This window comes from Streptomyces sp. NPDC037288, assembly GCF_055603265.1.
Genome location: NZ_JBVJVY010000013.1, coordinates 152,694 through 166,352, shown reverse-complemented (window position 1 = coordinate 166,352; position 13,659 = coordinate 152,694). Strand labels below are relative to the sequence as shown.

Here is a 13,659-nt window from a genome sequence, read left to right as displayed (position 1 = left end):
GACGTGGGCGGGTGCGTGACTCATCGGGCGGGTGCAGTTCCCCGGGGGCGCGGAGAACCGCGCGTGCGGCCACGGCGTGCCCGCGGGTGAGGGCCTGTCAGACTCCGCCCCTCGGCCATGACTCCGCCCCTCGGCCATGACTCCGCCCCTCGGCCGTGGGGGTGCCCCGGGTGAACCGCGTTGCGGCTACTGGTCCGAAGAGAAGCGGAGCGCCCCCGCTGGGATGCGGGCGTCGCACCACACGCGCACTCCCTCGCGGAGCTCGTTGTCGGGACCGACGATCGCACCGTCGCCGACGACCGTGCCGGTGAGCACGGTGCGTTCGCCCACCCGGGCCCGGGTGCCGATGAGGGAGTCGGTGATGACCGCGCCGGGTTCGATGACGGCGCCGGGGAGGATGGTGGAACCGAAGACACGGGCTCCCTCGGCGACGAACGCGCCCTCGCCGACCACGGTGCCGCCGGTCAGCTTCGCGCCCGGCGCCACCGTGGCCGTGGGCAGGACCAGGCGGTCGCCGCAGCGGCCGGGGACCGCCGGGGAAGGCGCGCGGCCCAGGACCAGGTCGGCCGAGCCGCGGACGAAGGCCGCCGGGGTGCCGAGGTCCAGCCAGTACGTGGAGTCGACCATGCCCTGGAGGTGGGCGCCCGCCGAGAGGAGGTCGGGGAACGTCTCGCGTTCCACCGAGACCGGGCGGCCCAGCGGAATCGTGTCGATGACCGAGCGGCGGAAGACGTACGCCCCCGCGTTGATCTGGTCGGTGACGATCTCCTCGGGTGTCTGCGGCTTCTCCAGGAAGGCCAGCACCCGGCCGGAGGAGTCCGTGGGGACCAGGCCGTAGGCCCTCGGGTCCGTCACCTTCGTCAGGTGCAGGGAGACGTCGGCGGACGTCGACTCGTGCGTGTCCACCAGAGCCTTGATGTCCAGGCCCGTCAGGATGTCGCCGTTGAAGATCAGCACCGGGTCGTCGGGTCCGGAGTGCAGGCGGGAGGCGACGTTGCGGATGGCGCCGCCCGTGCCGAGGGGTTCCTCCTCGGTCACGTACTCGATGTGCAGACCGAGCGCGGAGCCGTCGCCGAAGTACGGCTCGAAGACCTCTGCCAGATAGCTGGTGGCGAGGACGATGTGGTCCACGCCCGCCGCCTTGGCGCGCGCCAGCTGGTGCGTGAGGAACGGCACCCCGGCGGCCGGGACCATGGGCTTGGGCGTGTGCACCGTGAGCGGACGCAGCCGGGTGCCTTTGCCGCCGACCAGGAGGATCGCTTCTGTCACCTGTCGTCTCTGCTTCCTGCCGGGACCGGCCGAACTGCTCGCTCTACTCGTTTCGGCCGGTCAGTGTATGCAGACCGTAGCGGCGGCGCCCTTGACGACCACGCGTTTCCCCCCGAGACCGGTATGAGAACGGTGTGAGACCGGCGGGCCCCCCGAGACGGCTCCGAACGTGCTCCCCGGCCGCATCAGCGCCCCTGGTAGTGCGCCGCGCTGGACCGGGCCTTGCCGAGCTTGGCATACAGCCGCTTGCCGGGGCACTCGGTGGCGTATCCGTCCCGATGACCGGAGATCACGTTCAGTCGTACCTTCTTACCTTTGCGGTAGAGGTTGCCACCGGCCGACGTGAGATATGTCTTGCCACGCGGATTGACCCCGTAGAGCCCAAGCTTCCACGCGGTGAGCCGGGCGACGGCCGTCACCGCGGCCTTCGACGGCTTCGTGGAGCCGTACGTGCCGATCACGCCGATGCCCATGGTGTCGGTGTTGAAGCCGGCGGTGTGCGCGCCGAGGACCGCCTTCGCCGCGCCGCCGGCCCGGCCCTCGTAGATGGTTCCGCACTTGTCGACGAGGAAGTTGTAGCCCATGTCCCGCCAGCCCATGCTCGTGACGTGGTAGCGGTAGATACCGCGGATGACGGAGGGGGACTGGGAGCAGGTGTACGTGTTGCCCGAGGCCGTGTGGTGCACGAAGGCCGCCTTGATCTTCTTGGCGTAGGCGAACCCGCGTTGGCGCAGTGACTCGTCCGCGCCCCAGCCGCGGCGCGTGACGATCCGCGGGCGCGGCCCGATGTGCGGCTTGCCCCGCACCGGCCCCTGGAGGCGGGTGAGTTCCCGCTCGGTGGCCTGCTTGCCCAGCGCCGGGATCTGCAGGGCGCCGAAGCCGGTGATGTCGGTGTTGGCGGCCGAGGCCTCCCGTGCCGCGGTCGTGTGCAGGCCGGTGTGCGGCGCGTCGGCCGGCGCGCCCGCGTGCGGCGCCTCGTCGCCGGGGTCGACGAGTTCCAGACGCAGCCCCGACGGCAGCGGCGGACGCGACGCCCGCGGCGGACGCGGCCCGCCCGTACGGCCGCCCCGCGCGTCCGTACGGCCGCCCCGCGCGCCCGTGCCGTCGGCGCGGACCCGTACGTCCACGCCGTCCGCGTCGCCCACCCACAGCGGTGCGGTCGCCCCGCGCACCCGCCGCGCGTCCCGTTCCGCCGTGCCCGGGTCGGCGCCGTGGTCGGCGTGGTGCGTGTCGAGGTCCTGCCAGCCGGACCACTGCCCCGTCGCGGCCGACCGGGTCCGCACCCGGACCCGGCCGCGCAGTTCACTGCCCGGGTCGCGCCAGACGACCCCGACGAGGGAGAAGTGCTCGCCTTCGGGCCGGTACAGCCCCTGTTCCGGGGCGGTGCCGAGGACACGCTCGTCGGAGAGCGGGACGAGCGGCAGCGAACGGGTGTTTCCGGGGATCGCGGGATCGGCGGCGCTCCGGGTGACGGCAGCGGGTGCGGGCGCGGCGGACACGGGCGGGGGCAGCGCGAGTGCGAGGGCCGCGGCGCAGGGCACGCCGATCGAGCAGACGGCGATCGACGGTGCGCCGGCGGACGGTGCGCCGATGGGCGAAGTCAGGAATCCACGCATGCGTACGATCTTGAACATAGTCATACAAATATGTCCAACGGCGAACTGACGGGCCGTCGGCGACCGTTCCGCCGAACCGGTGCCCCCACCGCACGCTGCGGGCGTCCGCCCGCGCGTACCCTTTCCCGGGTGAACGCCACCGATCGCACCCCTGCCGACCTGCTGGATTCCGCGCTCGCCGCGGACCCCGGCCGCCCGCTGGTGACCTTCTACGACGACGCCACGGGCGAACGCGTCGAGTTGTCCGTGGCCACCTTCGCCAATTGGGTGGCCAAGACCGCGAATCTCCTGCAGGGCGATCTCTGCGCCACGCCCGGTGACCGGGTCGCGCTGCTGCTGCCCGCGCACTGGCAGACGGCGGTGTGGCTGCTGGCCTGTTCGTCGGTGGGTGCGGTCGCGGACCTCGGCGGGGATCCGGCCGCCGCGGATGTCGTCGTCAGCGGGCCCGACGCGCTGGACGCGGCGCGGGCGTGTCGCGGGGAGCGGGTGGCCCTCGCGCTGCGGCCGCTGGGCGGGCGGTTCCCTCAGCCTCCCGCGGGGTTCGCCGACTACGCCGTGGAAGTGCCGGGGCAGGGCGACCGGTTCGCGCCGTTCGCTCCGGTGGACGCGGAGGAGGCCGCGCTGATCGTCGCCGGGCGGGAGTTCAGCGGGGCGGAGGTCGTCGAGCGGGCCCTGGCGGAGGCGCCTGCGCTGGGTCTGACGGGGCCGGGGTCGAGGTTGCTGTCGGGGCTGTCGTACGACACGTGGGAGGGGGTCAGCGCGGGGCTGTACTCGCCGTTGGCCGTCGGGGGGTCCGTGGTGTTGTGCCGGCACCTGGAGCGGCTGGATGAGGATGCGCTTGCCGAGCGGGTCGAGAGTGAGCGGGTGACCGCGGTACGCCGCTGACAGGGGGCGCTTCGCCCGTACGGCGGGTGCGGCGTCGCCGGGGTTTCCCGCGCCCGCACGGCGGAGCCGCACATCGGTACGGCCCCGCGCCCCTCAGCGGTACCGCCGTCCCCCGACTGGAGTAGTACAGGGCGCTTCCCTCCCCCTCCCCCTCCATCGTCGTAAGAGCAGGACACGACGCTCGTACGCCATGAGGGGGTGCCCCGGCCGTGACCGACTCCGCTCGCAGGGTTTCCGGGCGCGGTCCGCGGGCCTCGGCCGCCGGGGACGGGGTGCGGCGGCGTCGGCGGTGGGTGAAGGGGGCGGCGGTCGGGCTCTTCCTGCTCGTCGCGGCCGCCGCGGGGACCGGCTGGGCCGTCTACGCCAAGCTCAGTGCGAACATCACCCCGGACGAGGCGGCCGCCCGCGAACTGGCCCGCTACGAGCGGGAGCGGCCCACCGCGCTGGTGCGGGGCGCGCAGAACATCCTGCTGATCGGGTCCGACACGCGGGCCGGGGACGGGAACTCCGCGTACGGCCGGGATCTGGGCAGCGAGCGGTCGGACACGACGATCCTGCTGCACCTGGCCGCCGACCGGCGCAGCGCCACCGCCGTGTCGCTGCCGAGGGATCTGATGGTGGACATCCCCGGCTGCCGGCAGTCGGACGGCAGCCGCAGCCTGCCGGTGTTCGCGATGTTCAACCACGCCTTCCAGGTGGGGGGTTCGGCGTGCACGATCCGGACGGTCGAGAAGCTGACGGACATCCGGATCGACCATCACATGGTCGTGGACTTCCGCGGTTTCAAGGAGATGGTGGACGCCGTCGACGGGGTGCAGGTCTGCCTGAAGGAACCCATCGACGACAGTGCGGCCAAGCTGAGGCTGCCCGCGGGGAAGGTCGTCCTCGACGGGGAGCAGGCGCTCGGGTATGTGCGGGCCCGCAAGTCGCTCGGCGACGGCAGCGACACCGAGCGGATGGAACGCCAGCAGCGGTTCCTCGGCGCGCTCGTCGACAAGATGCAGAGCAACGACGTCCTGCTGAACCCGGTGAAGCTGTATCCGGTGCTGGACGCGGCGACCTCCTCGCTGACCACCGATCCGGAACTGGCCAGTCTGCGCGGCTTGTACCAGTTGGTGCGCGGACTGCGCGACATCCCCACCGAACGGGTGCAGTTCCTGACCGTACCGAGGGAGTCGTACGTCTACGACGCCAACCGTGACCAACTCGTGGAGCCGGAAGCCGAGAAGCTGTTCGCGCGGCTGCGGTCCGACCAGCCCGTGACGGTGGCCCGGAACACGCCTCGGGACGCCTCGGGGGCGGACGGCAAGAGCGACCCCTCGCCCGTGCCCACGTTCCAGGGGAACACCGCCGCCGAACACAGCTGCGAGTAATGCGCACATCAAGACACCGAACCTCCATCCAGGAAATGCGCCGGATTGCCCAGTTGTAGGAAGGTGGAATTTGTCATCGGCGTCGCTCGACGCTGAACTGGGCGGATAGGGTGAGCGACCCGGTGCACCTGGCCGCGAGGTCCGTCCTGGGGTCGTGCACTGTTTCACCGAGACCCGAGCGCCTTTGGGGGGAAGGCGCCGCGTGGCCCCGACGGAGGATTCGGACAACCGTGGACGCGCAAGGCCGTGGGCGGGCGGACAACATCGACCCCGCAGACCAGTGGGTGCTCAATCCGAACACCGGCGAATACGAACTGCGACTGAGTCCTTCCGCACCGCAGTCGTCGGTCCCCAGTCCCCGCAGACCCGCTCCCGGTGACAACGCGCGTGCGCCGCGCCGCCGTCACGACGCGGCGCCCGGCGCCAGCCGTCAGACGCGCCAGGCGCGCGGCGGTGACGTACCGCCGCCGCGCTCGGCCCGGCGCCGGGGCGGCGAGCCGGAGACGCCGCAGGGGCGGCGGGCGGCCCGGCGGCCGGTGAAGAAGAAGTCCAAGGCGAAGAAGGTGCTGGCGTGGACCGCCGGCAGCACGGCGTTCGTGCTGGTCGCCATCGGCACCGCCGGCTACCTGTATCTCAAGCACCTCGAGGGCAACGTCACCACGACGGACGTCGGCAGCGCGGCCAAGAACGGCTTCAGCAAGGACGACGCCTTCAACATCCTGATCATCGGCACCGACAAACGCACCGGCAAGGGCAACGAGGGCTACGGCGACAAGGGCAGCGTCGGGCACGCCGACACCAACATCCTGCTGCACGTCTCCAAGGACCGGACGAACGCGACCGCGCTCAGCATTCCGCGAGACCTGATGGTGAACGTGCCGGACTGCCCGACCAAGCAGCCCGACGACTCGACCAAGGTCATCCCCGGCACGGACGACGTGCGCTTCAACACCAGCCTGGGCCAGGACGGACGCGACCCCGGCTGCACCATGCGCACCGTGCAGGAAGTCACCGGGATCGTGCCGGACCACTTCATGATGGTGGACTTCAACGCGGTGAAGACGCTGACGACGGCGGTCGGCGGCGTGGACGTGTGCCTCGCCCACGCGGTGAACGACAAGGACTCGCACCTGAACCTGCCCGCCGGCGAGCACAAGATCGAGGGCGAGCAGGCCCTGGCCTTCGTCCGGACCCGGCACAGCTGGGGCAACCAGGGCGACCTGGACCGCATCAAGGTGCAGCAGCAGTTCATGGCCTCGCTGATGCGCAAGATGTCCTCCGGCAACACGCTGACCAACCCGGCCAAGCTGCTCGACCTCGCCGAGGCCGCCACGAAGGCGCTGACCGTCGACAAGGGCATCGGCTCCGTGAGCACGCTCAAGGACATCGCGCTGGAGCTGAAGAAGGTGCCGCCGAAGAACATCTCGTTCGTGACGGTGCCGGTGATCGACAACCCGGCCGACGGCGTCGTCCACAAGACCGTCATCGTCAACCAGACCACCGCCCCCCAGGTCTTCGACGCCATCAAGAACGACGTCTCCTTCACCGAGGTGAAGAAGAAGCAGAAGGCGGAGAAGGACGCGCAGGCCGCGCGCCTCAAGGGCAGCCGGTCCGCCCCCTCCGACGTCCGGGTGCGGATCCTCAACGGCGGTGCCGACGCCGGCAGCGCGCAGGAGACCCTGTCCTGGCTGCAGACCAAGGAGGGCGTGCTCAAGTCCGAGAACGCGGGCAACGCGCCGGCACCGCTGGGCAGCACCACCCTCGAGTACGCGCCCGACCAGGCCGCCCAGGCAAGGGAGTTGGCCCACCTCATGGGCCTGCCCGGTGCCGCGCTCAAGCCCGGCAGGAGCGTGACCAACTCCCAGGGCCTGCCGGCGATGACGCTGACCCTGGGCAAGGACTTCAAGGGTGCGGGAGTCTCCCTCAGCGCTCCGTCGAAGGCGCCGGACGTCGACAAGTCCACGGCAGACAAGGTGAAGTGCGCCTCGTAGGTAACCCAACGGGTCCGTCGTGCGTCTAACTGGGCGCGGGACGGACCCGTTGCAGGGCGCAAGGGTGGGGAGGGCAGGAAGTTTGGCGCAGAGCGATGTGCGCGGGCAGGATCCTGCGGTCGACGACACGATGTCGCTCGTACCGCAGACCCGGAAGACAGCTGAGGGGTCCGGCCGGCACGACGGGGGGCGGCGCAGAGGAGATTCCCGGCCCGAGCGGCCACGGCGCAGACGGCGCGCCCTGCGCTGGTCGGCGACCGTGCTGGCGGTGGTGATACTGGGCACGGCGGGCGCCGGATACCTGTACTACCAGCACCTGAACGCGAACATCCGCAAGGGTGAGCGCAGCAGCGCCGACGACTCCAAGGCGTACAAGACGCCGGCGAACGCGGCCGGACAGACGCCGATGAACATCCTGCTGATCGGCTCCGACAGCCGCAACACGCCACAGGACCTGAAGCTCGGCGGACACCGGCAGAGCGTCGGCGCGCCTCCGCTGGCCGACGTGCAGATGCTCATCCACCTGTCCGCGGACCGCAAGAGCGCCGCCATGGTGAGCATCCCCCGCGACACCCGCGTGCACATCCCCAAGTGCACGGACCCCAAGACCGGTAAGAAGTACCCGGAGACCGACGACATCATCAACACCACCCTCGCCCGGGGCGGGGCCGGCTGCACGCTGGCCACCTGGGAGAGCCTCACCGGGGTCTACATCGACCACTGGATGATGATCGACTTCGCGGGTGTGGTGAACATGGCGGACGCCATCGGGGGCGTCGAGGTCTGTGTGAAGCAGAACGTCTGGGACCACCCGACGCAGGCCCAGCCCGGCGGCTCCGGGCTGAAGCTGAAGGCCGGGACCCAGAAGGTCTACGGCGAGCAGGCCCTGCAGTGGCTGCGCACCCGGCACGCCTGGGGCAGCGACCTGATGCGGGCCCGCGCCCAGCACATGTACCTGAACTCGATGGTCCGTTCCCTGAAGCACCAGAACGTCTTCACGGACAGCGGGCGGCTGATGGACCTGGCCGAGGCGGCCACCAAGTCGCTCCAGGTCTCCGAGGAGATCGGCTCGGTCAAGAAGCTGTACGACCTGGCCATGGAGCTGAAGTCGGTGCCGACGAACCGCATCACGTCGATGACGATGCCCCACGTCGAGGACTCGCACAACAGCGAGCACGTCGTGCCGGACGGGACCAACGCCGACAAGGTGTGGGAGATGCTGCGCGACGACGTGCCGTTCGACAAGAACGGCAAGGCGTCGGCCACGAAGCAGGTCGCGAACAAGACCCCGGCGGCCAAGTCGCCCTCCACGGACCCGGGTCGGCTGGGGGTGCTGGTGCGCAACGCCACCCAGACCTCCACCCAGACGGCGGTCGGCGGCCGGGCCAGCGACATCAGCCGGGTGCTGGCGCAGAAGGGCTACACCCGCGCGACGGCCGACACCTCGCAAACGCTGTCCGAGCAGAGCACGCTCGTGCAGTACCCGAGCGCGGACCTGCAGGGTGACGCGCAGGCCGTGGCCAAGGCGCTCGGCATCCCGATGAGCGCGGTGAAGCAGTCGACCGCCGTCTCCGGGGTCACGGTCGTCGTCGGCGCGGACTGGCGCACCGGCCCCGGCTACCCCCAGCAGTCCAAGCCGAAGGCCGGGGACATGCCGGGCAACACCGACTCGATCAACGGTGCGGACACCAGCACGTGCATGGACGTGTACAGGCCCTACCAGTGGTGACCGGTGTCGGGGCCCCAGAACGGGGCCCCGACGGATGATCAGGCGCTGAGGACCGCCGGCCGCCGTGCCGCGATGACCTTCCTGGCCAGCGACTTCGGGCTGGTCAGGAAGCCCCAGCCCCACGACATGTGCATGGTGGCCAGGGCCACCGGGATCTGCAGCCGGGCCTTCAGGGGCAGCCCCCGGCCCGCCGGGACCGAGCCCGCGGCGATCGCCGCCAGATAGCCGGCGGGGACGACGAAGCCCCACGGGGTGAGCGCCGCACCGGCCACGATTCCCGCGGCGATCGCGCACACCGCCGCCGGCGGGGCCAGGTAGCGCAGGTTGATCGACCCGGAGTGGTAGCGGGCGACGACGTGCCGCCAGCGGCCGTAGTCCTTGTACTGCTTGGCGAGCGCACGCACGCTCGGCCGCGGCCGGTACGACACCTTCAGTTCGGGCGAGAACCAGATCAGTCCGCCCGCCTCACGGATGCGGAAGTTCAGCTCCCAGTCCTGGGCGCGGATGAACTCCTCGTTGTATCCGCCCTGCTGTTCCAGGGCCTCGCGGCGGAAGACGCCGAGGTAGACGGTCTCGGCGGGGGCCGCCTCACCGCCGGTGTGGAAGGCGGCGTTGCCGACACCGATCCTGGAGGTCATCGCGGCGGCGACCGCGTGCTCCCAGTCGTTCTCGCCCTCGGCGTGCATGATGCCGCCGACGTTCTGCGCGCCGGTCTCCTCCAGGAGCCGCACGGCGGTGGCGATGTAGTCCGGCGAGAGCATGCCGTGGCCGTCCACGCGCACCACGATCGGATGCCGGGAGGCCTTGATCGCCGCGTTCAGCGCGGCGGGGGTGCGGCCGGTCGGGTTCGGGACGGTGTGCACGCGCTTGCTCGCGCTGGACGCGGTCTCGGCGACCAGCTCGGCGGCGATCTCGTCCGTGCGGTCCGTGGAGGGACCGAGGGCGATGACGACCTCCATCTCACCGGCGTACTCCTGCGCGAGGATCGCCTGGACGGCCGCGCGCAGATGCCGCTCCTCGTTGAGGACGGGCATGATCACGGAAACAGCGGGGAGCTGCACGTCGGGCTTGGCGTTCATAGGGGCCTCACGTTACCGCGAACGGGGGACACCGGTGCGCGCCGCAGGGGCGTAAGACCGGGCTGGAGATCGTATCGGCCTACGGTGCTCACGGATCCCACGTACGGCCTCGTCCGGAGGTGTCCCCTTTGGCCAGCCCGCCTCGGTCCCCTGCGCGTCCGCAGCGCCGACCGCAGCCGTCCCGCCGTGTGCCGCGTCCGCCCGAGCGGCCCGTGCGGTCCGTCCGGCCGCCCCGGCCGCGGCCCCGCTGGGCCATGCGGGCGGTGACCACGCTGTCGGTCGTGGTGCTCGCCTCCGCCGGGATCGGGCACGCGGTCATGAGCAGCCTGGACGCGGGCATCGCCCGGGTCGACGCCTTCAAGGACATGAAGAACCGGCCGCGCGCGGGCCACGGCACGAACGTGCTGCTGGTCGGCACCGACGGCCGCGACCGGATCACCGAGCAGGACCGGCGGGCGTACCGGCTGGGCGGGGCGCCCTGCCACTGCACCGACACGATGATGATCGTGCACATCTCGGAGAACCGGGACCGGGCCACCGTGGTGAGCCTGCCCCGCGACTCCTACGCCGAGGTGCCCGCGCACACCGACCCGGCCACCGGACTGCAGCACGGACCGCACCCGATCAGGCTCAACGCGGCCTACGCCGAGGGCGGCCCGCAGCTGACCGTGCGCACGGTGGAGAACATGACCCATGTGAAGATCGACCACTATCTGGAGGTCGACTTCGCCAGCTTCATGAAGACCGTGGACGTCCTCGGCGGCGTCCCCGTGTGTACGACGACACCGCTGAAGGACTCCTACACCGGCCTGGACCTCGCCCCCGGCACCCACACCCTCATGGGCGGCCAGGCCCTGCAGTACGTGCGGGCCCGGCACATCGACGGGGCGAGCGACCTGGGCCGGATGAAGCGGCAGCAGCAGTTCCTGGCCGAGCTGATCGACAGGGCCACCTCCTCCGGGGTGCTGCTGAACCCGATGCGGTTCAGGGACGTGACCCGGGCTGTGCTCGGCTCGGTCCGCGCCGACGTGGGCTTCGGCACCGACGAGCTGCTCGACCTCGGCCGGGCCATGCGGAACTTCTCCCCGTCCTCCTCCGAGTTCACCACCGTGCCCATCGGGCAGATGAACTACCCGGTCAAGGGCGTCGGCTCGACCCTGAAGTGGGACGAGGCCAGGACGGCCCGGCTCTTCGCGTCCCTGCGCGACGACAAGCCGCTCACCGCGGACCGCCCGCAGCACGGCCCGGCACCGGCCACACCGGTGGAGGTGGATCCGCGGCAGATCCGGGTCCTGGTGGCGAACGGCACCGGCACGGCCGGCCTGGCGAAACGGGCCGACGCGGCGCTCGCGGCGACCGGCTTCGCCACGACGCACCAGCCGGTGGACGCCCCCGCCCACGTGCCGCGCACGGTCATCTCCTACGACCCCCGCTGGGACCGCTCCGCCCGCTCCCTGGCCGCCGCCCTGCCCGGCGCCGAGCTGCGCCCGGTACCGGGCCAGGGGCCGCTGCTGAAGGTGATCGCCGGGACCGACTTCAAGGACGTGCGCAAGGTCCGCTTCGACGACCCGCAGCAGCCGCAGCAGAACGTGGTGCGCGGCAACGAGGTGGTGTGCTCCGGCGGCTAGCCGACGAGGCGCACCCGCCCCGCCCGGCTCAGGAGGGGGCACCTGACCTGGTCGGCTCAGGAAGCAAGTTGGTCAGTCCTCGAAACCCTCCGCGACCCTCTTCTCGCGCAGCTCGCGGATCGCGCGGCGGCGGGCCAGACGGTGGGTGCGGCGGATCTGGGCCTCCTGGTAGCGGCGGCGGTCACGGTCGGTCTCCGGGAGCACCGGCGGCACCCGGCGCGGCTTGCCGTCGGCGTCGACGGCGGCGAAGACCAGATAGGCGGAGCCGACCTGGGTGGGCGGGGCCGACTCGTTCCAGCGCTCGGCGAGGACGCGCACACCGACCTCCATGGAGGTCCGGCCGGTCCAGTTCACCTGGGCCTTCACATGGACCAGATCACCGACGCGGACCGGCTCCAGGAAGGCCATCTCGTCCATGGACGCGGTGACGGCGGGGCCGCCGGAGTGCCGGCCGGCCACGGCGCCCGCCGCGTCGTCGACCAGCTTCATGATCACACCGCCGTGCACCGTCCCCAGCAGGTTGGTGTCGTTGTGGGTCATGATGTGGCTGAGCGTGGTGCGCGAGGCGGAGGTCGGCTTGCCGGGGATGCCCGGTTCGATGTCCGGATCCGCGTCCGTGGCCTGGTCTGTCATGCCCTCCACCTTATGCCGAAGCGACATTCGCGGAATTTGTGTCAGCTTCGCAACAGCGCCGCTCTTATTTTCCGACAGCCCTTGTACGGCCCATGGCGGTGCCCTGCACACTGGGGCGCATGAATGACTGGCCCGAGGCATGGTCCGACGACAACCGCGGCCCGCGGTACGGACGCGGCAGTGGCGGCGCGCAGCCGGAGAGCGCCCGCGTGATGCGTCAGGTGCGGCGCGGCCCGGGGGTACCGCCCGGGCAGCGCTCGTACGGCGACCCCGGCCCGTCGGCGCCGCCGTACGGGGCCGGTGTCCCGCAGCAGCCGTCGTACGTGGACGGCCGGGGATACGACGAGGGCGCCGGCAACGGTGACTACGACAGCGGTTACAACACCGGCCAGGTCTACGGCGGCGGGCGCCGCGGCGGCGGCTTCGTACCCAACGACAACGACCCGGACCCGGAGCTCGGCCGGTACCGCCCGCGCCCGAACTGGCGCCGCCGGATCAAGTGGACCACGATCACCCTGGCGACCGTGCTGGTCGTCACCTCGGTCGCGACCTACTTCTGGGCCGACTCCAAGCTGCGCCGCGAGGTCGACCTGTCCACGGTCATCGACCGGCCCGCCTCGGGCTCCGGCACGAACTACCTGATCGTCGGCTCGGACAGCCGTGAGGGCATGTCCAAGGCGGACGAGAAGAAGCTGCACACCGGCGGCGCCGAGGGCAAGCGCACCGACTCGATGATGATCCTGCACGTCGGCGACAACGGCGACACGCTGGTCTCGCTGCCGCGCGACTCGAACGTGACCGTCCCGTCGTTCAAGGGGACGTCCGGGAAGACCTACCCCGCCACGGGCCGGCAGGAGAAGCTCAACGCGACCTACGCCGAGGACGGCCCGACCCTGCTGGTCCGCACGGTCGAGGCCAACACCGGCCTGCACATCGACCACTACGTGGAGATCGGCTTCCAGGGCTTCGCCAACATCGTGGACGCGGTGGGCGGTGTCGAGATCGATATCGACAAGGGCTTCAAGGACAAGTGGTCCGGCGCCGACTTCAAGGCCGGCAAGCAGACCCTGAACGGCCAGCAGGCCCTCGCCTTCGTCCGCACCCGGCACGCCTTCGCCGCCTCCGACCTGCAGCGCACCAAGAACCAGCAGAAGTTCCTGTCGGCACTGGCCCACCAGGTGGCCACGCCGTCCACGGTGCTCAACCCCTTCAAGTTCTACCCGGTCATGGGCTCGGGCCTGGACTCCCTGATCGTCGACAAGGACATGTCCCTGTGGGACCTGGCCTCGATGTTCTGGGCGATGAAGGGCGTCCAGGGCGGTGACGGCACGTCGCTGAACATGCCGATCTCCGGTTCCGTCGGCGGCAACCTGGTCTGGGACAAGGCGAAGGTGAAGACGCTCGTGGACGAACTGAACAACGACCAGAAGATCACCGTCTCCGGCAACTGACGGTC

Annotated in this window: 10 protein-coding genes; 6 read left to right on the top strand and 4 right to left on the bottom strand. The window is 71.1% G+C overall.

Going from position 1 to position 13,659, the window contains the following annotated elements; all coding sequences use genetic code 11:
• Positions 1-186: 186 nt before the first annotated feature.
• Together manB and ACZ7GZ_RS17955 are read right to left on the bottom strand one after the other, a co-directional pair.
• A complete protein-coding gene (gene manB, locus ACZ7GZ_RS17960) occupies positions 187-1,269 on the bottom strand; it encodes a mannose-1-phosphate guanylyltransferase (RefSeq protein WP_471025066.1) in 1,083 nt (360 codons plus the stop codon).
• A gap of 185 nt (positions 1,270-1,454) precedes the next feature.
• Positions 1,455-2,885, bottom strand: a complete 1,431-nt coding sequence (locus tag ACZ7GZ_RS17955; RefSeq protein WP_471025064.1) for a peptidoglycan recognition protein family protein — start codon at positions 2,883-2,885, stop codon at positions 1,455-1,457.
• 129 nt (positions 2,886-3,014) lie between these two features.
• On the opposite strand from ACZ7GZ_RS17955, the gene ACZ7GZ_RS17950 reads away from it, so the two are divergent.
• The 4 genes from ACZ7GZ_RS17950 to ACZ7GZ_RS17935 all read left to right on the top strand — a co-directional run bounded on the left by ACZ7GZ_RS17950 (position 3,015) and on the right by ACZ7GZ_RS17935 (position 8,863).
• The gene (locus tag ACZ7GZ_RS17950) at positions 3,015-3,770 is read left to right on the top strand and encodes a TIGR03089 family protein (RefSeq protein ID WP_471025062.1); all 756 of its coding nucleotides are present in this window, start codon (positions 3,015-3,017) and stop codon (positions 3,768-3,770) included.
• Positions 3,771-3,979: 209 nt separating this feature from the next.
• The gene (locus ACZ7GZ_RS17945; RefSeq protein WP_471025061.1) at positions 3,980-5,143 is read left to right on the top strand and encodes an LCP family protein; all 1,164 of its coding nucleotides are present in this window, start codon (positions 3,980-3,982) and stop codon (positions 5,141-5,143) included.
• A gap of 230 nt (positions 5,144-5,373) precedes the next feature.
• Positions 5,374-7,134: an LCP family protein gene (locus ACZ7GZ_RS17940; RefSeq protein WP_471025059.1), complete on the top strand. Its 1,761-nt coding sequence runs from the start codon at positions 5,374-5,376 to the stop codon at positions 7,132-7,134.
• 130 nt (positions 7,135-7,264) lie between these two features.
• The gene (locus ACZ7GZ_RS17935) at positions 7,265-8,863 is read left to right on the top strand and encodes an LCP family protein (RefSeq protein WP_471025103.1); all 1,599 of its coding nucleotides are present in this window, start codon (positions 7,265-7,267) and stop codon (positions 8,861-8,863) included.
• Positions 8,864-8,901: 38 nt separating this feature from the next.
• Here ACZ7GZ_RS17935 and ACZ7GZ_RS17930 read toward each other — a convergent pair whose 3' ends face one another.
• Complete coding sequence (locus ACZ7GZ_RS17930; RefSeq protein ID WP_471025057.1) at positions 8,902-9,942, bottom strand: glycosyltransferase family 2 protein; 1,041 nt, start codon at positions 9,940-9,942, stop codon at positions 8,902-8,904.
• A 128-nt stretch (positions 9,943-10,070) separates the two neighbouring features.
• Between ACZ7GZ_RS17930 and ACZ7GZ_RS17925 the strand changes: the two genes are divergently transcribed.
• Complete coding sequence (locus ACZ7GZ_RS17925; RefSeq protein WP_471025056.1) at positions 10,071-11,570, top strand: LCP family protein; 1,500 nt, start codon at positions 10,071-10,073, stop codon at positions 11,568-11,570.
• 72 nt (positions 11,571-11,642) lie between these two features.
• Here ACZ7GZ_RS17925 and ACZ7GZ_RS17920 read toward each other — a convergent pair whose 3' ends face one another.
• Complete coding sequence (locus ACZ7GZ_RS17920; RefSeq protein WP_471025054.1) at positions 11,643-12,203, bottom strand: acyl-CoA thioesterase; 561 nt, start codon at positions 12,201-12,203, stop codon at positions 11,643-11,645.
• A 119-nt stretch (positions 12,204-12,322) separates the two neighbouring features.
• On the opposite strand from ACZ7GZ_RS17920, the gene ACZ7GZ_RS17915 reads away from it, so the two are divergent.
• Positions 12,323-13,654 carry an LCP family protein gene (locus tag ACZ7GZ_RS17915; RefSeq protein WP_471025053.1) on the top strand — a complete coding sequence of 444 codons (1,332 nt, stop codon included), beginning with the start codon at positions 12,323-12,325 and terminating at the stop codon, positions 13,652-13,654.
• Positions 13,655-13,659: the final 5 nt, after the last annotated feature.